19 protein-coding genes are annotated in these 20,780 nt (G+C 70.6%); 3 read left to right on the top strand and 16 right to left on the bottom strand.

Features of this window, described 5'->3' with window-relative positions; translation table 11 throughout:
* Window positions 1-3: 3 nt before the first annotated feature.
* The 4 genes from AC3A57_RS07865 to AC3A57_RS07880 form a co-directional block, all read right to left on the bottom strand.
* Window positions 4-762: an S-methyl-5'-thioinosine phosphorylase gene (locus AC3A57_RS07865; protein ID WP_487578378.1), complete on the bottom strand. Its 759-nt coding sequence runs from the start codon at window positions 760-762 to the stop codon at window positions 4-6.
* Window position 763: 1 nt separating this feature from the next.
* Window positions 764-1,318, bottom strand: coding sequence for a hypoxanthine-guanine phosphoribosyltransferase (locus tag AC3A57_RS07870; protein WP_487578379.1), 555 nt, complete (start codon window positions 1,316-1,318; stop codon window positions 764-766).
* On the bottom strand, window positions 1,318-2,328 hold the full coding sequence (nagZ, locus tag AC3A57_RS07875; protein ID WP_487578380.1) for a beta-N-acetylhexosaminidase: 1,011 nt from the start codon (window positions 2,326-2,328) through the stop codon (window positions 1,318-1,320). The genes AC3A57_RS07870 and nagZ overlap by 1 nt, the downstream gene beginning before the upstream one ends.
* 89 nt (window positions 2,329-2,417) lie before the next feature.
* The gene (locus AC3A57_RS07880) at window positions 2,418-2,942 is read right to left on the bottom strand and encodes a CYTH domain-containing protein (RefSeq protein WP_487578381.1); all 525 of its coding nucleotides are present in this window, start codon (window positions 2,940-2,942) and stop codon (window positions 2,418-2,420) included.
* An 83-nt stretch (window positions 2,943-3,025) separates the two neighbouring features.
* Here AC3A57_RS07880 and AC3A57_RS07885 point away from each other — a divergent pair, with 83 nt between their 5' ends.
* On the top strand, window positions 3,026-3,664 hold the full coding sequence (locus tag AC3A57_RS07885; protein WP_487578382.1) for a hypothetical protein: 639 nt from the start codon (window positions 3,026-3,028) through the stop codon (window positions 3,662-3,664).
* A gap of 30 nt (window positions 3,665-3,694) precedes the next feature.
* On the opposite strand, the gene rlmD is transcribed toward AC3A57_RS07885, so the two are convergent.
* The 3 genes from rlmD to AC3A57_RS07900 all read right to left on the bottom strand — a co-directional run bounded on the left by rlmD (window position 3,695) and on the right by AC3A57_RS07900 (window position 8,030).
* Window positions 3,695-5,038 carry a 23S rRNA (uracil(1939)-C(5))-methyltransferase RlmD gene (rlmD, locus tag AC3A57_RS07890; RefSeq protein WP_487578416.1) on the bottom strand — a complete coding sequence of 448 codons (1,344 nt, stop codon included), beginning with the start codon at window positions 5,036-5,038 and terminating at the stop codon, window positions 3,695-3,697.
* Window positions 5,039-5,218: 180 nt separating this feature from the next.
* Window positions 5,219-5,857, bottom strand: coding sequence for a YdbL family probable chaperone protein (locus tag AC3A57_RS07895; protein WP_487578383.1), 639 nt, complete (start codon window positions 5,855-5,857; stop codon window positions 5,219-5,221).
* A 151-nt stretch (window positions 5,858-6,008) separates the two neighbouring features.
* Window positions 6,009-8,030 carry a hypothetical protein gene (locus AC3A57_RS07900; protein WP_487578384.1) on the bottom strand — a complete coding sequence of 674 codons (2,022 nt, stop codon included), beginning with the start codon at window positions 8,028-8,030 and terminating at the stop codon, window positions 6,009-6,011.
* A 45-nt stretch (window positions 8,031-8,075) separates the two neighbouring features.
* Here AC3A57_RS07900 and AC3A57_RS07905 point away from each other — a divergent pair, with 45 nt between their 5' ends.
* The gene (locus AC3A57_RS07905) at window positions 8,076-8,783 is read left to right on the top strand and encodes an Hpt domain-containing response regulator (protein WP_487578385.1); all 708 of its coding nucleotides are present in this window, start codon (window positions 8,076-8,078) and stop codon (window positions 8,781-8,783) included.
* 6 nt (window positions 8,784-8,789) lie between these two features.
* On the opposite strand, the gene recO is transcribed toward AC3A57_RS07905, so the two are convergent.
* The 9 genes from recO to rpoE form a co-directional block, all read right to left on the bottom strand.
* On the bottom strand, window positions 8,790-9,536 hold the full coding sequence (recO, locus tag AC3A57_RS07910; protein WP_487578386.1) for a DNA repair protein RecO: 747 nt from the start codon (window positions 9,534-9,536) through the stop codon (window positions 8,790-8,792).
* A gap of 145 nt (window positions 9,537-9,681) precedes the next feature.
* The gene (gene era / locus AC3A57_RS07915; RefSeq protein WP_487578387.1) at window positions 9,682-10,575 is read right to left on the bottom strand and encodes a GTPase Era; all 894 of its coding nucleotides are present in this window, start codon (window positions 10,573-10,575) and stop codon (window positions 9,682-9,684) included.
* Window positions 10,576-10,812: 237 nt separating this feature from the next.
* Complete coding sequence (gene rnc / locus AC3A57_RS07920) at window positions 10,813-11,472, bottom strand: ribonuclease III (RefSeq protein WP_487578388.1); 660 nt, start codon at window positions 11,470-11,472, stop codon at window positions 10,813-10,815.
* On the bottom strand, window positions 11,465-11,842 hold the full coding sequence (locus AC3A57_RS07925; RefSeq protein WP_487578389.1) for a DUF4845 domain-containing protein: 378 nt from the start codon (window positions 11,840-11,842) through the stop codon (window positions 11,465-11,467). The genes rnc and AC3A57_RS07925 overlap by 8 nt, the downstream gene beginning before the upstream one ends.
* 68 nt (window positions 11,843-11,910) lie before the next feature.
* On the bottom strand, window positions 11,911-12,696 hold the full coding sequence (lepB, locus tag AC3A57_RS07930) for a signal peptidase I (RefSeq protein WP_487578390.1): 786 nt from the start codon (window positions 12,694-12,696) through the stop codon (window positions 11,911-11,913).
* Between the two features lie 232 nt (window positions 12,697-12,928).
* On the bottom strand, window positions 12,929-14,722 hold the full coding sequence (gene lepA / locus AC3A57_RS07935; protein WP_221671999.1) for a translation elongation factor 4: 1,794 nt from the start codon (window positions 14,720-14,722) through the stop codon (window positions 12,929-12,931).
* A gap of 186 nt (window positions 14,723-14,908) precedes the next feature.
* Window positions 14,909-16,474, bottom strand: coding sequence for a Do family serine endopeptidase (locus AC3A57_RS07940; protein ID WP_487578391.1), 1,566 nt, complete (start codon window positions 16,472-16,474; stop codon window positions 14,909-14,911).
* A 132-nt stretch (window positions 16,475-16,606) separates the two neighbouring features.
* Window positions 16,607-17,533, bottom strand: coding sequence for a sigma-E factor negative regulatory protein (locus AC3A57_RS07945; RefSeq protein ID WP_487578392.1), 927 nt, complete (start codon window positions 17,531-17,533; stop codon window positions 16,607-16,609).
* On the bottom strand, window positions 17,533-18,135 hold the full coding sequence (gene rpoE, locus AC3A57_RS07950; RefSeq protein ID WP_064748725.1) for an RNA polymerase sigma factor RpoE: 603 nt from the start codon (window positions 18,133-18,135) through the stop codon (window positions 17,533-17,535). The genes AC3A57_RS07945 and rpoE overlap by 1 nt, the downstream gene beginning before the upstream one ends.
* Before the next feature lie 235 nt (window positions 18,136-18,370).
* Here rpoE and AC3A57_RS07955 point away from each other — a divergent pair, with 235 nt between their 5' ends.
* Window positions 18,371-20,440 (top strand): 3-hydroxyacyl-CoA dehydrogenase NAD-binding domain-containing protein, encoded by a 2,070-nt coding sequence (locus AC3A57_RS07955; RefSeq protein WP_487578393.1) that lies wholly within the window; start codon window positions 18,371-18,373, stop codon window positions 20,438-20,440.
* The last annotated feature ends 340 nt before the right edge of the window (window positions 20,441-20,780 follow it).

Genomic DNA, 20,780 nt, shown 5'->3' on the forward strand with positions numbered 1-20,780 from the left:
CGATCACTGATCCAACACGGCGCCCAGCAAGGCCGGCAGCCCGGCCGAGGCCGCGGCGACGTTGTCGAGCACGTCCTGCAGGGTGATGACCTCGTCCGGGTCGGGGCCGGCGCCGGCGGCCCAGTTGGCGACGATCGCCAGGCAGGCATAGTCCAGCCCCAGCTCGCGCGCCAGCCCGGCTTCGGGCATGCCGGTCATGCCGACCAGGTCGCAGCCGTCGCGGCGCATGCGCACGATCTCGGCGCGGGTCTCCAAGCGCGGCCCCTGGGTCGCGCCGTAGCAACCGCCGTCGACCAGGGCCACGCCGGCGCGCGCCGCCGCGGCCAGTACCGCCGCACGCAGGCTGCGCGTGTAGGGCTCGCCGAAGTCCACGTGCAGCACCTCGCTGCCGGGTTCTTCGCAGATCGTCGAGATCCGGCCCCAGGTGTAGTCGATCAACTGATCCGGGCAGGCCAGCACGCGCGGCCCGAACCGTTCGGTGATGCCGCCGACCGTATTGAGCGCCAGCACCCGGCGCGCGCCGATCGCCTGCAAGGCGGCGAGATTGGCGCGGTAGTTGATCTGGTGCGGCGGCAACGAGTGGCCTTCGCCATGACGGGCCAGGAACGCGATCCGGCGCCCGCCGAGAGTGCCGATCCGGATCGGCCCGGACGGCGCGCCGTAGCGGGTATCGGGCTGCTGCGACTGCACGTCCTCCAACTCGGCGAGGCGGTACAGGCCGGTGCCGCCGATCACGGCCAGGTCGATTGCGGGCGCGCTCATCTCAATCCTTCAGTGCGTAGATCGCGGGCAGGTTGCGGCCCTGCTCGTAGAAGTCCATGCCGTAGCCGAACACGTAGCGGTCCGGCACCTCGACCCCGACGTAGTCCGCGCGCAGGCCGTCGACGCAGCGATCGTGGCGCTTGACCGCGAGCGCGGCGATGCGGACCTCGGCGGCGCCCTGCGCGCGGCACCAGTCGCGGATGCCGAGCAAGGTGTGGCCCTCGTCGACGATGTCGTCGACCAGCAGCACCCGGCGCCCGCGCAGCGGCGTCGCCGGACGGTGCTTCCAGACCAGGTCGGCGCCGGTGGTCTGGCCGCGGTAGCGGGTCGCGTGCAGGTAGTCGAATTCCAGGTCCAGGCCGCGCTGGCCCAGTTCCATCGCCAGCTGCGCCGCGAACGGCAGGCCGCCGTGCATGATGGTCAGGTACACCGGGCGGGCGCCGGCGTAGTCGTTGCGGATCGACAGCGCCATGCGCGCGATCTCGCGTTCCAGGCTGCGGCGATCGTGGATCAGGTCGGCATCGGCGAGCGCCGCGGCCAAATCGTGCGAAGTCATCAGGCCAGTCCTTCCAGGCGTTGGCGGGTGGGTGCGTAGGCGGCGTCGGCGATCAGGCCGTCCCAGCCCAGCGCGCCGCGGCCGATCAGGCCGGTCAGCGCAGCGGTGTTGAGCCGGCGGCCCTCGACCGCGGCCAGGGATTCCTCGACCAGTTGCGGGTGGCAGACCAGGACCACGTCGCAGCCGGCGTCCAGGTGCGCGTCGATCCGCGCCTTGACCCCGCCGACCGAGAACGCCGCGGCCATGCCGATGTCGTCGCTGAACACCACGCCGCGGAAGCCCAGGCCGCCGCGAGCGCGGTCGCCGCGCAGGATCTCCTCGATCCAGCGCCGCGAGTAACCGGCCGGCTCCGGCGCGACCGCCGGATACGACACGTGCGCCATCATCACCGCATCGGCCTGGGCCTCGACGCCGGCGACGAAGGGGATCAGGTCGGTGGCGCGCAGTTCGTCGAGCGTGCGCGGGTCGGCCGCCTGGTCGAAGTGAGTGTCGGCCAGCACCGAGCCGTGGCCGGGGAAATGCTTCAGCGTGGCGGCCATGCCGCGGCCGTGCATGCCGCGGATGTAGGCGCGGGTGAACTCGGCGACGATCTGCGGATCGGCATCGAAGGCGCGGTTGCCGATCGCCAGGTTGCCGCGGCCCAGGTCGACCACCGGAGCGAAGCTCAGGTCGACGCCGCTGGCCTGGACTTCGGCCGCCATCAGCCCGGCGTGCTCCTCGGTCAATCGCAGCGCGGCGTCGCGGTCCTCGGCGTAGAGCTTGCCGAACACCTCCAGCGGCGGCAGCGCGCTGTAGCCTTCGCGGAAACGCTGCACCCGCCCGCCTTCCTGGTCGACGCAGATCAGCTGCGGCCGCGGCGCGGCGGCGCGGATCGCCGCCGACAGCTCGGTCACCTGCGCGCGCGAGGCGAAGTTGCGGCTGAACAGGATCACGCCGGCGCAGGCGTCGTGCTGCAGCCAGTCGCGCTCCTGCGCGGTGAGTTCGGTACCGGCGACGCCGATCACGAGCATGCGGAACTCCTGGGAAAAGTCAGCGCCGGACGCGCTGGCGCCATTGTCTCGCAGCGCCGTGGCCGGCGCACCCCGCCCGGCCGGGCGGTTCAGCCCGCGCCGTCGCGCTCGGCCTGGGTCCAGGCCGAGTACGGCCGGCTGGCCAGGGCCAGGTTGTAGTAGCGCTGCGCGTCGGTGACCTCGGCGCCGGCCCAGTCGGGGCGCTCGAACGGCGCGTCGGCGTGTTCGAGTTCGATCTCGGCCACGACCAGCCCGGCGTTGTCGCCGAGGAACTCGTCGACCTCCCACAGCCGGCCCTGGTGCTCGACGTAGTGGCGGCGCTTGTCGACCAGGCCGCCGACGCACAACGCCAGCAGCGCGCGCGCATCCGCGACCGGGATCGGGTAGTCGAACTCCTGCCGGGTGTGGCCGAGTTCGCGCGATTTCAGGTTCAGGTAGGCCTCGTCGCCGGCGATGCGCACCCGCACCGAGGCCTTCATCGCGCTGCGCCCTGCGCCGGGCTCCATCGCGTCGAGGTCGTTGAGATAGCCCTGCGCCATCGGCACGACTTTGTGCGCGCTGGCGCGCCACGCGTCGCCGACGACGAGGAATTTGCGTTCGATTTCGATGCCCATGCGCCATTATGACCGAGGGCGGCGAGCGAATGCGCGCGTAGAATGCGCGCTCCCGGCGCAACGCCGTTTCCCGCAAGGACGCCATGCGCCCCCTGCCCTTTCCGCTGCGGCATCGCGCTGCCCGGCTGAGTCTGCCGCTGTTGTGCCTGGCGTTGCCGCTGCTGGCCGTCGCCGCGCCGCCCGCATCGACGCCGGCAGCGCCCACGCTCGACCAGGCCATCGCCGCGCAGCGCGTCGCGCTCGCCGCCGAGTCGCCGGCGGCGACGCCGATGGGCCAGGCGCTGGTCGAATCGATCCGGCTCAGCGAGCTGCGCCTCTGCGGCCCGCTGCGCGAGGACCGGGTCGATTGCATCGTCCGGCTCGAATCGGGCCTGGGCGGCGCTTACCAGACCTACCGTTTCCAGCTGCGCGACGGCGCCTGGACGCTGCTGCCGCTGGCCGAGCTGGCGCCGCCGGCGCCGAGCCGGACGCAGGCGCAGGCGCTGCTGCGCGCGGACCTGTTGCTGCGCGCCCCGCGCCTGGACGATGCCGAGCAACGCGGTCGCTACGAGCGGGCCGCGGCGAGCCTGATCGTGTCGGCGCTGGAAGGCTGCGAACTGGACCGCGACGAAGGGCGGGTTTCCTGCGATGTCGGCATGCGCCTGCCCGAAGGCGACGACCAGGCCACGCTGCGCTTCGTGCCGCAGGCCGACGGCACCTGGCGCCTGGATCCGCAGCGCTGAGCGCCGCCCAGCGCAAGCGCGAGCCGCGCCTCAGCGCGGCTCGAACATCGCGATCGATTCCACGTGCGCGGTGTGCGGGAACATGTCCATGACCCCGGCCGCCCGCAGCTTCCAGCCCTTCTCGCGCACCAGGTAGCCGGCGTCGCGCGCCAGCGAGGCCGGATGGCAGCTGACGTAGACGATGCGCTTGAACTGTTTCAGCGGCAGCTGGGTCAGCACGAAGTCGGCGCCCGAGCGCGGCGGATCCAGCAGCAGGCGGTCGAAGCCTTCGCGCATCCACGGTTCGGCGCTGAGGTCCTTGCCCAGGTCGGCGGCATAGAACTGGGCGTTGTCCAGGCCGTTGTGCGCGGCGTTCTCTCTCGCGCGCTGGACCAGCCCGGCCTCGCCCTCGACCCCGACCACTTCGCGCACGCTGCGCGCCAGCGGCAGGGTGAAATTGCCCAGGCCGGCGAACAGGTCGAGCACGCGGTCCTCGGCCTGCGGTTCGAGCAGGTCGATGGCGTGCTGGATCATCCGGCCGTTGAGCGCGGCGTTGACCTGGATGAAGTCCAGCGGCCGGAACTTCAGTTCGAGTTCCCACTGCGGCAGCGAGAACGACAGCTGCGGATCGGCCGGCCACAAGGGGTGCACGCTGTCGACGCCGCCGGGCTGCAGGAACACCGCGAAGGCGTGCTCGCGGGCGAAGCCGACGATCGCCTCGCGGTCGGTTTCCGACAGCGGCGCCAGGTGGCGGAAGGTCAGCGCCATGCCGCCGTGGTCGGCCTGCGGATCGCCGCCGATGAACTCGACCTGCGGAATCTCGCGCCGCGCCTGCAGTCCGTCGATCAGCGTCGCCAGGGCTTCGATCTTGTCGCCGATCTGCGGGATCACGGTGTCGCAGCGGCGGATCTCGGCGACGAAACGCGGATCGGTCTCGCGGAAGCCGACCAGAGTCTTGTCCTTCTTCTCGACCCGGCGCACCGAGAACCGGCCCTTGCGCCGATAGCCCCAGGCCGAAGCGGTCAGCGCCGGCAGCACCCGCTCGGGCGCGACGTGGCCGATGCGTTCGAAGTTTTCCAGCAGCACGTTCTGCTTGGCCAGGATCTGCTGGTCTTCGGCCATGTGCTGCAGGGCGCAGCCGCCGCAGGTGCCGAAGTGCGCGCAGCGCGGCACGACCCGGTCCGCCGAGGCTTCCAGCACCTCCAGCGTCACCGCTTCGTCGTAGTGGCGCGAACGCGCGGTCTGCTTGGCCATGACCCGTTCGCCCGGCAGCGCGCCGGCGACGAACACGGCCTTGCCGTCCGGACGCCGGGCGACGCCGCGGCCATCATGAGTGAGGCCGGCGATGGCGGCCTCGAAAGGAGTTTGATCGATGCGGGCCACAGCTGCTGGCAGGAATCAAAGGCCGTCCATTGTCGCAGATTCGGGGCCGGGACTCGGGGCCGGGGCCGGGGCCGGGACTCGGGACTCGGGACTGGGGACTCGCAAAAGCGAAGGGCTCGCATGAGCGAGCCCTTGGTGTGCCTTCAGTGGGTCCGAATCCCGAGTCCCGAGTCCCGAGTCCCGAGTCCCCGATTATTTCTGCTTCCAACCGCCGCCCGCGTCCTGGTACCACCAGCCGCCCTTGGCGCTTTCGATCCATTGCCGGGCGAACACCTGGCGGATCTGGCCTTCCCATTCGGGGTGGCCGTTGGCGACGGCGATTTCGCGGTAGACCGCGGCCGAGTCGCGGCCCTGGTCGGCCACCGCCTGGTTGACCGCGACCCGCTCGCCGAGCGGGATCTTGCCGGCGTCGCGCACGCTGACGGTGCCGTTGCTGGTGAAGCCGAGCGCGCCGGAATCGAAGTGGGCGCGCAGCTGGCTGTCGAAGCGCGAGGCCATGCGCGACTGGATCGCCTGGATCGCCGGGGTCTTGATCGAGATGTCCGGCGATTGCGCGTAAGCGCTGCCGATGCCGACCAGGGACAGCCAGTCGATGCGCGCGGCGAACCGGGCCGCGTCGCTGGCCGGGGCCTGCGGCCGCACCGCGCCGAGCCCGCCGCCGGGCTTGGCCGGCTCGGGCTGCGGCGTCGCCGCCGGAGCCTGGTCGCCGATCACTTTCTCGACGAACTCCTTGGCCGCTTCCTTGGCCTCGGCGGCCGGGAAGTAGACGTTGATGGTCACGCAGGCCGTCAACATCACGGCGGCGACCGGTACTCCCATCCAACGGCGCATGATCGGTTTCCTTTTCGTGGGCGCGCGTCCTGCGCGGGGTCCCGCGCTTCCGGGCGCGGGCTGAACGAGTCGGCGCCTATTGAACCACGGCGCCGTTGAACGGCGGGATACGCGGACGCGGCCGTCCGCGCCCTGATCATTGCATCGCCGGTCACTGCACCACCGGCTTGAGCTCGCCCTTGCTCACCGCTTCCAGGCGTTCGAGCAGGGTCGGCCAGTCGACCCGGCGGTTGTAGCCGACCACGTCCAGGTGCGGCAGGCCGGCGCCCTGAACGATCAGGAAGCCGTTGTTCTTGGCCGGTCCCAGACCGTCCATATGGCAGACCTCCTCGGCCAGGCGGCAGGAAATGCCGATGCGCGCATAGCCGAAGTCGTCGAAGAAACCGATCAGCCGGTCCTGCAGGCTGCCGACGAAGGACGAGTCGCCGACGCTGGACAGGTCCTGCACCGCGCGCTGGCTGATCCGCTGGCGCACGCCGGCGGCCTTGCGCGTATGCAGCTCGGCATCGAACGCGACCGGCTGCCAGTCGACCAGGCGCAGCCGGTCGATGCGGCCGAACAGACGGCCGGTGATGCTGCCGAAACCGAACACGCCGGTCAGCGATTCCAGGTCCAGATTTTCCAGCGCCAGGTCCGAACTCAGGGTCGGCGCGACCCCGAACGGCCGCTCCATCGCCAGCGACGACACCGCCACCGTGCCGCCGAACAACTGCATGCTCAGGCCGCCGTCCAGTTCGAGCCGGTCGTCGGCGTAATGCGCCTGCGGCAGGCGGCCGCTGAGTTCGCCGACGAAGGCCGGGCCGTCCAGGGCCTTGGCCAGGCGGCCGATGTCGAGCCGGTCCAGAGTCAGGCCGAAACGCAGGTCCAGGCCGCGTCCGCCGGCCGGCGGGCGCAGCCGCAGGCCGTCGATGCCGACCTGGCCGCCCAGCATCGGGAAGCCGATCGCGCGGCGCAGGCGCAGTTCGCCGTGGTCGCTGGAGAACGGCAGCCGGGTCGGGCCGAACTCCAGCCCGTACAGCGCCCCGCCCGACCAGGCCAGTTCGCTGTCGACCGGATCGGCGTCGGAATAGCGCAGCTCGCCGTCCAGGCCTTCGAAGCGGAACCGGCCCTGCGGGTCGTTCATGCGCACCGCGCCCAGTTGCGCCTGGGCCTGTTGCAGTTCGCCGTCGCGCAGCCGCAATCGCGCCTGCGCGGCGCCGCCGAGTTCCAGTTGCGCCAGCCCGGCCAGGGCCAGGAAGCCGGACAGATAACCATCGCGCAGCGGAGCCAGATCGTCGCTGCGCACTTGCAGGTCGAGCGCGGCCAGGCCGGCGTCGGCGTCCAACGCGGCGCTGCCCTGCGCGTGCAGCAGGCGACCGTCGCGCCACAGCAGCCGCGGCAGGCGCCAGCCGCTCTCGCCGACGCCGCGCTCGGCTTCGATGCGCAGCTCCACCGGCCGCTGCTGCAGGGCGATGTAGGCGTTGCCGAACAGCAGCTCGCCGCCCAGCAGGCGGCCGTCGACGACGAACCGCTCGCCGCCGCCGAGCGCGCTGTCCAAGTTCAGGCGCGCGCCGAGGCGCTCGGCCGCGACCGAGCCGTCGGGCGTGTCGAAGGCGGCGCCGTCCAGCCGCAGCGGCCCGGCGATGCGCAGCGGCCCGCGCGCCGGCGCGGCGATGTCGAGCCGGCCGTCGAGCCGGCCGGCCTTGATCCGCGCCTCCGGCCAGGCCTGGGCCAGCAAGGCCTGGGTCCACGCCAGCGGCACACGGGTCAGGTCGATCCGGGTCAGGTCGGGGGTGGCCGCATCGCGGCGCAAGGCGATCGCGCTGTCGCCGCGGGTCAGTCGCGCATCGGTGCTGGCGACGCCCAGGTCCAGGGCCAGACGCAGCGCCGGCCCGCGGCCGCTGCGCAATTCGCCGGCGCAGGCCCAGCCGCCGCGCCCGTCGCGCCGCAGCGGGCAGCGCCAGCTCAGGTCGGCGAAGCGATAGCCCAGGTCCGGCGCCGTCACCTTGGCCGCGCGCAGCTGCAGCTCGCCCTGCTCGGCGCCGTCGGGCCACGACAGCCGCACCGTCACCCCGTCCAGCGTCGCCACGGCGGTGCTTACGCGCGCGATTCGGGCGTTCAATGTGCGCGCCTGCACATCGGCCGCTGCGATCCCGGCCAGGGGCAGCGACAAACCGATCAGTAGGCGTAACATGGCCCGCAGCATGGACGCAGGATAGCGGGCGAAAGCGAACCGGCAATGAAGAATTCCCAAGTCCCCCGCGTGCTGCTGGTCGAGGACGACCCGGTCACCCGCGCCTTCCTGACCGCCGCGGTCGAGGCGATGCCGGCCCAGGTCGACGGCGCCGACAGCCTCGCCGCCGCGCTCGCGCTCGGCGATGCGCACGACTACCAACTTTGGCTGTTCGACGCCCACCTGCCCGACGGCAGCGGCAGCGACTTGCTCGCGCGCCTGCGCATGCGCCACCCGCGCACTCTCGCGGTCGCCCATACCGCCACCGGCGAAAGCGAAGTGCGCGAGCGGCTGATCGCCTCGGGCTTCTGCGAGGTGCTGGTCAAGCCGCTGCCCGCCTCCGCGGTGCGCGCCGCGATCCGCCGCCTGCTGGCCCTGCCCGAGCTGGAATCCGCCGCCGAAGCCTCCGCGCCGGCCTGGGACGACGACAGCGCGGCGCGTGCGCTGAACGGCAACCGCACCCACATCGCCACCCTGCGCGGGCTGTTCGTGCAGGAACTGCCGAATGCGCGCCACGCGATCCGCAGCGCCCACCAACTCGGCAATGTCGATGCGGTGCGCGCCGAACTGCACAAGCTGCGCGCCAGCTGCGGCTTCGTCGGCGCGGTGCGGCTGGCCCAGGCGGTGCAGGACCTGCAGGCGCAGCCCGACTCGGCCGCCTTGCTGGCGCGTTTCGAAAACGCGGCCGACGAAACCGTCCGCAGCGCCGGCTGATCGGCGCTAGTCCGGCATCGGGCCCGGCTCGGGACGGCTGCGCACCCGCGCCAGCTCGGCCATCATCTCCCAGGATTTCAGCCCGCGCGGGCCGAGATGGTGGGTCAGCACCGCGCGCAGGGCCTGGCGCAGGCCCGGCAGGTCGGACGCCTCCGGCGCGAGGTCGCGCGCCAGGGCCAGCAGCGCGCGACCGGTCGCGGCGGCGCTGCGTTCGCCATGGCCGCGGTCGCTGAGCAGGCGGCGCGGCCCTTGCTCGGGGTCGAGGCGATAGCGCGCGGCCGGATCGATCGGCGCGCCATCGGCGTCGACGCTCCAGTCGAAGCCCGACCCCAGCGCCTCGAGCAGATCGCGCTCGAACCGGCGCAATGTCCAGGCCAGGCCTTCGCCCGGGAGCCGGACGCGGGTGTGTCCGTAAAGCTCGTACAACTCCGGGAACGGGTCGTGCCGCGGCACCAGCCGCAGCAGCAGTTCGTTGACGTAGAACCCGGCCAGCGCCGCATCGCCGTCCAGGCGCGGCGCCGCATCCAGGGCCTCGGCCGCGGTCAGCCGCGCCAGTTCGCCGCGCAACAGCGCATCGACGCGGATGTGCTGGAACGGCTGCAGGGCGGCCCGCAACACCTGCCGCTTCGGCCCCTGCACCCCGCGCGCGACCAGGCCGAGCCGCCCGTGCTGCTCGCTCAGCACCTCCACCAGCAGGCTGGTCTCGCGCCAGGGGCGCGCATGCAGCACGTAGGCGGATTCGGTCAGTCGCATGGACTCGGGACTCGGGACTCGGGACTCGGGACTCGGGACTCGGGACTCGGGAAAAGGCTAAATTCTCAGGGTCCAAGCGCAAGGCTTATGTGCGGCTTGGCGGCGCTTTGGCGCCTCGTCGAGTCCCGAGTCCCGAAACCCGTCCTCACTCGTAGCCCAACTGGCGCAACGCCGCCTCGTCGTCGGACCAGCCTTCGCGCACGCGGACCCAGGTTTCCAGGAACACCTTGGAACCGAACAGCCGCTCCATCTGCACCCGCGCCTTGGCGCCGATTTCGCGCAGGCGCACGCCGCCCTTGCCGATCACGATCGCCTTCTGGCCGTCGCGCTCGACCCAGATCACCGCGCCGATGCGCAGCATCGCGCCGTCGACGGCGAAGCGCTCGATCTCGACCGTGGTCGCGTACGGCAGCTCTTCGCCGAGCTGGCGCATCAGTTGTTCGCGCACCATCTCGCCGGCGAGGAAACGCTGACTCTTGTCGGTGATCTCGTCCTCGCCGTACAGCGCGTCCTGCTCGGGCAACAACGCCAACACGCTCTTGACCAGCGCTTCCAGGCCCTTGTTCTTCAGCGCCGAGACCGGATGCACGCTGGCGAAGTCGCGGCCTTCGCTGACCTTGGCCAGGTACGGCAGCAACTCGCCCTTGTCGGCGATGCGGTCGACCTGGTTCACCACCAGCACCACCGGCAGGCCGGCGCCGCGCAGGGCATCGAACGCCAGCGTGTCCTCGTCGTCCCACTGCCCGGCGCGCACCACCAGCAAAGCCGCGTCCACGCCCTCCAGCGAACCGCGCGCGGCGCGGTTCATCATCCGGTTCATCGCCCGCTTCTGCTCGCGGTGGATGCCCGGCGTGTCGACCAGCAACAGCTGGCCCTCGGGAAAGGTGGCGATGCCGAGCAGGCGATGGCGGGTGGTTTGCGGCCGCGGCGAGACGATGCTCACCTTGGCCCCGACCAAGGCGTTGACCAGGGTGGATTTGCCGACGTTGGGACGGCCGATGACGGCGACGTGGCCGGCGCGATGCGAAGAGGAAGTCATGCGGGAATTGTCCCCCTGGGCGGCGGCGGGGGCAATGGAGCCGGGCTTCCTCGGGACTCGGGACTCGGGACTCGGGACTCGGGACTCGGGAAAGGCTAAATCCGGCAGGTGCCGTTGCAAGCCACGGGTAAATTCGTTGCCCTGGGTCGCGGTTGCTCTGGGTCGCTTAGGCCCTTCGAGTCCCGAGTCCCGAGTCCCGAGTCCCGAATCCCGAATCCCAAAGCCCGGACCCGCTGGTCAATCGGCCTTCAACTGCCGCAGCACCTCGTCCGCGGCCAGTTGCTCGGCGGCGCGGCGGGAACCGGCTTCGCCTTCGGCGCTCAGCGGCGGCTGGCTCAGGCTGCAGCTGACCCGGAACGTCTTGGCATGGTCCTCGCCGCTCTCCGCCAGCAGGGCGTAGACGGGCAAGGGCTTTTGCCGGCCCTGCAGCCATTCCTGCAGCCGGGTCTTGGCGTCCTTGCCGACCTTGTGCGCGGGCGGCAGGGCCTCCATCGCCGGCACGAACCAGGGCAGGACTTGGGCGCGGCAGGCCTCGAAGCCGGCGTCGAGGTAGATCGCCGCGACCACCGCTTCCAGCGCGTCGGCCAGGATCGAATCGCGGCGGTGGCCGCCGGACTTCATCTCGCCCGGGCCCAGGGTCAGGCGGGCGCCCAACTCCAGGCCGCGCGCGATCGGCGCCAGCGCCGATTCGCGCACCAGCTCGGCGCGGGCGCGGGTCAGCGCGCCCTCGTCGGCTTGCGGCCAGCGCTGGTACAGCGCTTCGGCCACGATCAGATTGACCAGCGCGTCGCCGAGGAACTCCAGGCGTTCGTTATGCGGCGCCCCGGCGCTGCGATGGGTCAGGGCTTGCTGCAGCAACGCCGGATCGGCGAAGCGATGGCCGATCGGATCAGTCACCTTCTTTCGAGGTCAGCTGCTGGACCGCGTGGAAGCGGCCGACCACGTCGAGGTTGGCGATCAGCGGGCGGCGCACTTCGTAGGCCACGGTGATTTCCATGCCGCGGTCGGTGCGAACGATCTTGAAGTTTTCCTGCTTCACGCTGTCGACATAGCTCATGTCCATGCGCCGGAAGAACAGGTCGCGCGCCTTGGCGCTGTCCATCTGTCCGGCGCCCGGCTCCTTGGCCAGGTCGGCCAGCGAGCGCTTGACCGAATAGAACTCCGAATACATCGGCACCAGCTTCATGCCGATATAAGCGAACAAGCCGGCCACGGACAACACAATGATGAACCCGAGCAGGGTCATACCGCCTTGATTACGCTTCATACCTCGATCCCCTTCGATCAACCGGTTGGTCCAACCCAATCACGTCCCCGCCGTGCCGGCGCCTGCCGTCACGGAATGCCGCTGCCGATGCGCGAGAAGTCCACGCCCCCGTCGAAGTTCATCCAGATCAGGAACGCCTTGCCGCGCAGGTTGCGCTCCGGCAGATAGCCCCAGTATCGGCTGTCCTCGCTGTTGTCGCGATTGTCGCCCATCACAAAATACTCGCCCTCTGGCACTTCCCACTCGCCCTCGCCCTGGTCCAGCAGCGGCGACTCGGTGCGCAGCAGGATATTGTGCACGTGCTTGCCGACCTGTTCGCGCAGCTCCTGCGCGCCGGTCATTTCAGTGCCGTTGCCGCGGCCCTGGTAGACCCCGACCGGGGCGTAGGCGATCGGCTCGCCGTTCACGGTCAGACGCCCGTCGCGGTAGGCAATCTTGTCCCCGGGCAGGCCGATCACTCGCTTGATCCAGTCCTGCTCCGGATGGTGCGGCGGCCGGAACACCACCACGTCGCCGCGCTCGGGCTCGCCCATCGCCAGCACCTTGTGGTTGGTGATCGGCAGGCGCAGGCCGTAGGTGAACTTGTTGACCAGGATGAAATCGCCGGTCAGCAGGGTCGGCATCATCGAATTGGACGGGATCCGGAACGGCTCGGCGATGAAGCTGCGCAGGATCAGGACCACGAACAGCACCGGGAAGAACGCCTTGGAGTAGTCGACGACCACCGGCTCCTTGCCGTCGTCCAGCAGGCCTTCGCTCGCGGCGCGGCGCTTGGCCAGCACCATCTTGTCCAGCAGCCAGACCACGCCGGTGAAGATCGTCAGCGACACCAGGGCGATTTCGAACCAACGCATTGCCGTTTCCTTGCGATGTTGTGAGCCGGAACCGAGAAACCCGGGCAACGGGCCGAACGTGGTGCGCGACCGGGCCATGACGGCTCGATTGCGTTGCGTCTGTCCCTACCGCCGCCTGCCCTCGCCTTCCGATGATGTAACGGAAACTCCCCGAGCGAACTTCGCAACCGCCAAGCGCCGGATCGGGCGGCCGCGGTCCCTCAACCCCTCGATCCCTGTTTCCGCCGTTCGTTTACTTGTCGCCGGTGGAAAGCACCGCCAGGAAGGCTTCCTGCGGAATCTCCACGCGACCGACCTGCTTCATCCGCTTCTTGCCCTCTTTCTGCTTCTCGAGGAGCTTCTTCTTGCGGCTGATGTCGCCACCATAGCACTTGGCCAGCACGTTCTTGCGCATCGCCTTGACCGTGCTGCGGGCGATGATCTGCGAGCCGATAGCGGCCTGGATCGCGACGTCGAACATCTGCCGCGGAATCAGGTCCTTCATCTTCTCGCACAGCTCGCGGCCGCGCCGGTCGGCGTGGCTGCGGTGGACGATGATCGACAGCGCATCGACCTTGTCGCCGTTGATCAGCGTGTCCACGCGCACGAACGGGCCTTCCTGGAAACGCAGGAAGTGATAGTCCAACGATGCGTAGCCGCGCGACACCGACTTGAGCTTGTCGAAGAAGTCCAGCACCACCTCGGCCATCGGCAGCTCGTAGCTGATCTGCACCTGGCTGGCCATGTAGGTGATGCCGATCTGCACGCCGCGCTTTTCCTCGCACAGCTTGATCACGTTGCCGATGTAATCCGGCGGAGTGAGGATGTTGGCGCGGATCACCGGCTCGCGGATCTCCTCGACCATGTTCACCGGCGGCAGCTTGGCCGGGTTGTCCATCGGGATCGTGGTGCCGTCGGTCTTGAGCACCTCGTAGATCACCGTCGGCGCGGTGCTGATCAGGTTGAGGTCGTACTCGCGCTCCAGGCGCTCCTGCACGATTTCCATGTGCAGCATGCCGAGGAAGCCGCAGCGGAAGCCGAAGCCCATCGCCTCGGAGCTTTCCGGCTCGAAACGCAGCGCGGCGTCGTTGAGACGCAGCTTCTCCAGCGCCTCGCGCAGCGCCGGGTAGTCCTCGGCGTCGACCGGGAACAGGCCGGCGAACACGCGCGGCTGCATCTCCTGGAAGCCGGGCAGCGGCTTGGGCGCCGGATCGGCGGCCAGGGTCAGGGTGTCGCCGACCGGCGCGCCGTGCACGTCCTTGATCGAGGCGGTGATCCAGCCCACCTCGCCCGCGCCGAGCTTGGCCAGTTCCTTGCGCTTGGGCGTGAACACGCCGACCTTGTCGACCTGGTGGGTGCGGCCGGTCGACATCACCAGGATCTTGCTGCCCGGGCCGATCTGGCCCTGCATGACCCGCACCAGCGAGACCACGCCGAGGTAGTTGTCGAACCAGGAATCGATGATCAGCGCCTGCAGCTTGTCGGTGTCGCGCGGCTGCGGCGGCGGGATGCGATGCACGATCGCCTCCAGCACCAGCTCGACGTTGAGGCCGGTCTTGGCGCTGATCGCGACCGCGTCCTCGGCGTCGATGCCGATCACCGCTTCGATCTCGGTCTTGGCGCGCTCGATGTCGGCGGTCGGCAGGTCGATCTTGTTCAGCACCGGCACCACTTCCAGACCCTGCTCCACCGCGGTGTAGCAGTTGGCGACCGACTGCGCCTCCACGCCCTGGGCGGCGTCGACCACCAGCAAGGCGCCCTCGCAGGCCGCCAGCGAACGGCTGACTTCGTAGGAGAAGTCGACGTGGCCGGGGGTGTCGATGAAGTTCAGCTGGTAGACCTTGCCGTCCTTGGCCTTGTACGGCAGGGACACGGACTGGGCCTTGATGGTAATGCCGCGCTCGCGCTCGATCGGGTTGGAGTCGAGCACCTGGGCTTCCATTTCGCGCGCTTCCAGCCCGCCGCACAGTTGGATGATGCGGTCGGCGAGCGTCGATTTGCCGTGGTCGACGTGGGCGATGATCGAGAAGTTTCGGATCTGTTGCATGCGGGGCGACGCGAGGCTCGCCGGTTCCATGAGAGTTAACGGGGGATTATCGCATAGCCCCCGGCCCGACGCGGCCCGGGCCGCGACCGCGGGCGCGGCCGCAGCGGCACGCCGGCGCCCGGGACGGGCGCCGACGCGGGCCGGGCGGCCCCGGCGATCAGCGGCCGGCGCCCGACCGGCCGGGGCTCACTTGCCTTCGCCGGCCTGGACCGCGATGAACTGGGTCGCGCCGCCGCGGCGCACCAGCAGCATCACCGTCTGGCCCGGACGGGTCCCGGCCAGGGCCCGCTCCAGCGCCGCGACGCTGCCGACCGGGGTGCGGCCGACCGAGAGGATCACGTCGCCGGGACGCACCCCGGCCTCGCCGGCCGCCGCGCCCGGGTCGCGCACCGCCACGCCCTCGCCGGCCTTCAGGCCCAGGCGCTGGCGGGCGGCCGGGTCGACGTCCTGGGCGGCGATGCCCAGGGCGTTGCCGCCGCTGCGCGAAGGCCCGGCCTCGCCGCCGTTGCCCGTGGCATCGTTGCCGGCCAGCGCGCCGTCGCCGTTCAGTTCGTTGACCGCCACGGTCAGCTCGACCGTCTTGCCGTCGCGGAACACGCCGACCCGCGCCTTGCTGCCCGGCGCCAGGTTGCCGATCAGCGGCGGCAGGTCGCTGGACTCGTACACCGGGGTGCCGTTGACCGAGCGCACCACGTCGCCCGGCACGATCCCGGCCTTGTCCGCCGGACCGCCGTCCAGCACCTGGGCGATCAGGGCGCCGTTGCTGTCGGGCAGGCTCAGCGCGGCGGCTTTCTTCGAATCCATCGGCTGCACCACCACGCCGAGCTGGCCGCGGCTGACCTTGCCCTTGGCCCGCAACTGCTCGGCCGAGTTCATCGCCACGTCGATCGGGATCGCGAAGCTGACCCCCATGTAGCCGCCGGAGTTGGAGAAGATCTGCGAATTGATCCCGACCACTTCGCCGCCGGTGTTGAGCAGCGGGCCGCCGGAATTGCCCTGGTTGATCGCCACGTCGGTCTGGATGAAGGGCACGTAGCGCTGGTCGGCGTAGGGATTGTTGCGGCCGACCGCGCTGACGATGCCGGCGGTGACCGAGTGGTCGAGGCCGAACGGCGAACCGATCGCGACCACCCACTGCCCGGCCTTGGTGTGGCCGGCCTGGGCGGCGCGCAGGAACGGCAGGCCCTTGGCCTCGATCTTGAGCAGGGCGACGTCGGACTGCTCGTCGCTGCCGATCACCTTGGCCTTGAACTCGCGCCGGTCGGTCAGCTTGACCGTGACCGAATCGGCGCCGTCGACCACATGGTGGTTGGTCAGCACGTAGCCGTCCTGGGAGATCAGGAAGCCGCTGCCGATCGAGCGGCCGCCGCCGCGCGGCTGGCGCGGGCCCTGGCCGCCCGGGCCGGGGAAATCGGGGCCGAAGAAGCGGCGGAAGAACTCGGGGATCTGTTCCTCGTCGGGCATGCCGCCGCGGGCGACCCGCTTGGGCGTGGTCTCGGCGCTGATGTTGACCACCGCCGGGCCGACCCGCTGCACCAGGGCGGTGAAGTCCGGCAGGCCGGTCACGATCGGCGCAGCCGGGGTCGCCGACGGCGGCGGCGCGATCGGGGTGGTCGGCGCCTGCGCCGTGCACGCCACGGGCAAGGCGACCGCGATCGCGCCGACCAGGGCCAGGGAATGCAGGGGACGGTTGCGCGCGCGGCCGGCGGCCGGGGCACGGGTCGACAGGCGGGGCATCGGGAAGCGGGTCATGGAGCGGCCTCGTGACGATGGGGTTGGGGGCGGATTACCAGCAACAGGAGCCCGTCGCGCGGCGCAGCCGCGCAGGGACGGAAAGAAGACAGCCAAAGACAGCCCGACCGGCGGCGCCGGCCGGGCCGGGGTTCAGCGCTGCGGCGCGCGCTCCGGGGCCGGCGGGCGCGGACGGCCCTCGTCGACCGCGGCGGCGGGCTCGAACGGATAGAACGACGGCGACAGCGCGCTGCTGCCGTAGCTCGCGGTATAGCCGCTGTTGGCCGGGAAGTTCGGCAACACCGCGCGCGGCCACGGCCGCGCCGCCGGCGCTTCGCTCTGCTGCGGACGGAACGGGTTGTGCGCAGCGTCGGCCGAGGGCAGCGGCGAGGCGCCGCCGATCGCAGCGACCTGCACCGGCGCTTCGGCCTGGCGCTCGGCCGAGGCGCGCAGTGCGGCGCGCTGGCTCTGGCCGCGCGAACGGCGTTCGTTCAGGCGCCGCGGCAGCTCGGCCACCGCGACCGCGGTCGCGGCCGCGCCGCCGGCCAGAGCCGAGGCGTCGCCCGAGGTCGCGGCCGGTGCCGCAGGCGCCGCAGCGGGATCGGCCGCAGCGGGCGCCGAAGGCTGCGGCTGGGCCGGGGCGGCGGCCAGCGCCGGCACCGTGACCTGGGCCGGGTCGGCGCCGCCGGCGGATTCCTCGGAGAACGGACGCGCCACGAACAGGGCCGCGACCGCAACCGAGGCCGCCAGCGCGGCGCCGCCGAACCAGCCGCGGCGGCGGCGCGGACGCTCGCGGATCGCCTCGGCCGGAGCCGCGGCGATGCTTTCGCGCGAGCGCTGGATTGCGGCCTCGGCGGCGATCGCGGCGGCGACGCGGTCGGCGAAATCGGCCGGGGCCACGCCTTGGGCGCGGCCGCGCAGCACGTCGCCGCACAGCTGCCAGCGGCCGCAGGCCTGGCGCCATTGCGCGTCGTGGCCGAGGCGCTTGAGCGCGAAGCGCGCGGCGTCGCCTTCCAGCTCGCCGTCGAACAGGGCGCTCAGGTTCTCGCAATCATCGCCATGGAAGGTGTTCGACATCATCAGTGCGCGCGCTCCCGGGTGTCCTGATTGTCCAGCAAGGGCCGAAGTTCGGTGTCGATCGCCTCGCGGGCGCGGAAGATCCGCGACCGTACCGTGCCGATCGGGCACCCCATCTTCTGCGCGATCTCGTCGTAGCTCAGGCCGTCCACCTCGCGCATGGTGATGGCGGCCCGCAGTTCCTCCGGCAAGGATTCGACCACCCGCATCACGGTGCGTTCGATCTCCTGCCGCAGCAGTTCGTGTTCCGGCGTATCGGTATCGCGCAGACGGATGCCGGCGTCGTACTGCTCGGCGTCGCCGGCGTCGATATCGTCGGTCGGCGGCCGGCGGTTCTGCGCTACCAGGTAGTTTTTGGCGGTATTCACGGCGATACGGTGCAACCACGTATAGAACTGGGCGTCGCCGCGGAAGTTCGCCATCGCGCGGTAGGCGCGGATGAAGGTTTCCTGGGCCACGTCCTGGCATTCGCTCCAGTCGGGGATGTAGCGCCCGATCAACGCGGTGATCCGATGCTGGTACTTGCGCACCAAGGCATCGAAGGCCGCGCTGTCGCCGCGCTGGACACGCCTGACCAGCTCCTGGTCCAACTCATTCTCGGCCATACCGCGCCGGCACTCCTGTCAGCTCGGCCATGGCCGAACAATGGGACAACCCTGTCGGGGAAAAAGTTCAATCGCCGGTTCAATGGGGCCGGCGGAGAACGCTCGCAACCCTCAAGTGTCCCACAGCGGCTGGAGACTTGCCGTACGGATCGGCGCCGGAGCGAACGGATTTGACGGCGGCGAAACACAATCGGGATGATAGCGGCCTCCCCATACCTGAACGGATGGTGCGGCAATGACTGCAGCCCTCGACGGCCTCACCGCGTTTGACGGGCTCCGTGCCCGGCACTGGCACACCGAACTGCGCGCAGACGGCGTGCTGGTGCTCTCCTTCGACCGCGAAGGCGCGCCGGTCAACACCTTCGCCCAGGACGTGCTGATCGAACTCGACGGCCTGCTCGAGCGGCTGGCGCTGGACCCGCCCAAGGGCCTGGTGCTGCGCTCGGCCAAGAGCACCGGCTTCATCGCCGGCGCCGACATCAAGGAGTTCCAGTCCTTCGACCAGAAGGGCACGGTCGGCGACGCGATCCGGCGCGGCCAGCAAGTGTTCCAGCGCCTGGCCGAACTGCCCTGCCCCACGGTCGCGGCGATCCATGGCTTCTGCATGGGCGGCGGCACCGAAATCGCCCTGGCCTGCCGCTACCGCGTCGCCAGCAGCGACGGCTCGACCCGGATCGGCCTGCCCGAGGTCAAGCTCGGCATCTACCCGGGCTGGGGCGGCAGCGTGCGCCTGCCGCGCCTGGTCGGCGCGCCGGCCGCGTTCGACCTGATGCTGACCGGACGCAGCCTGTCGGCGACGGCGGCGCGCGCGATCGGCCTGGTCGACAAGATCGCCGAACCGGCGGTGCTGGTCGACACCGCCGCCGGCATCGCCCTGAACGGCGCGCAGCGTCCGTTCAAGCAGCGCTTCACCGCCTGGGCCAGCAACACCTGGCCGGCGCGCAAGATCCTCGCGCCGATGCTGACCAAGCAGGTCGCGCGCAAGGCGCGCAAGGAACACTACCCGGCGCCGTACGCGCTGATCTCGACCTGGGAACGCACCGGCGGCGGCGTGCAGGCCTTGCTGGCCGGCGAGCGCAAGTCGGTGGTCAAGCTGGCCTCGACCCCGACCGCGCGCAATCTGATCCGGGTGTTCTTCCTGCAGGAACGGCTCAAGGGCCAGGGCGGCAAGGACCACCGCATCAAGCACGTGCATGTGGTCGGCGCCGGGGTGATGGGCGGCGACATCGCCGCTTGGTCGGCCTACAAGGGTTTCGAAGTGACCCTGGCCGATCGCGAGCAGCGCTTCATCGACGGCGCGCTCGAACGCGCCCAGGCCCTGTTCGCCAAGAAGGTCAAGGACGAGGGCAAGCGCGCCGCGGTCGCCGCGCGCCTGCGCAGCGATCTGGCCGGCGACGGCGCCGACGCGGCCGACCTGGTGATCGAGGCGATCATCGAAAAGCCCGAGGCCAAGCGCGAGCTGTACGCGCAAGTCGAGCCGCGATTGAAGGCCGAGGCGCTGCTGACCACCAACACCTCGTCGATTCCGCTCGACGAACTGCGCGGGCATATCCGCCGGCCGGCCCAGTTCGGCGGCCTGCACTACTTCAATCCGGTCGCGCTGATGCCGCTGGTGGAGATCATCCGCCACGATGCGATGGCGCCTGAGACCGAGCAGCGCCTGGCGGCGTTCTGCAAGGCGATCGACAAGCTGCCGGTGCCGGTCGCCGGCAGCCCGGGCTTCCTGGTCAACCGGGTGCTGTTCCCGTACATGCTCGAAGCCGGCACCGCCTTCGCCGAAGGCATCCCGGGGCCGGCGATCGACAAGGCCGCGCTCAAGTTCGGCATGCCGATGGGCCCGATCGAACTGATCGACACCGTCGGCCTGGACGTCGCCGCCGGCGTCGGCGCCGAGCTGGCGCCGTTCCTGGGCCTGGAAGTGCCGGCCGCGCTGAGCAACGTCGAGCCGGGCAAGCGCGGCAAGAAGGACGGCCAGGGCCTGTACAAGTGGGAGAACGGCCGCGCCCAGAAGCCCGAGCTGGCCAAGGACTACAAGGCGCCGAACGACCTGGAAGACCGCCTGATCCTGCCGCTGATCAACGAAGCGGTGGCCTGCCTGCACGACGGCGTGGTCGCCGACCCCGACTTGCTCGACGCCGGGGTGATCTTCGGCACCGGCTTCGCCCCGTTCCGCGGCGGCCCGATCCAGTACGTGCGCGAAACCGGCGTCGAAAACGTCCTCGCCCGCCTGCAGCAACTGCAGGCCCGCTACGGCCTGCGCTTCGCCCCGCGCCAGGGCTGGGATTCGCCGTTGCTGCGCAAGTAAACACACGCAGCCGATGGCCACGAAAAAGCCGCGCGATTGCGCGGCTTTTTTCGTTGGATGCCGCCCGTTGCCGTTGCCGTTGCCGTTGCCGTTGCCGTTGCCGTTGCCGTTGCCGTTGCCGTGAACAGCTTGGCGCCGTCTCGAACTCGCGAGAACGCCTTGAAGCCCCGTAGGGCGGCCCGCAGGGATGCGGGCCGTGCGCAGCCAGGCCAGGGATGGCCTGTGCGGAGCAGCCCCGCGCCAGCTGCGCCCCATAGTGGCTTTTGATTCGAAACAGGAATGGCGTTTTCTTTGGTTTGCACTGTCAACGTACAAGTGCATCAAACGGCTTGAACACGTC

This window comes from Lysobacter sp. Soil_C_15 (assembly GCF_057657315.1).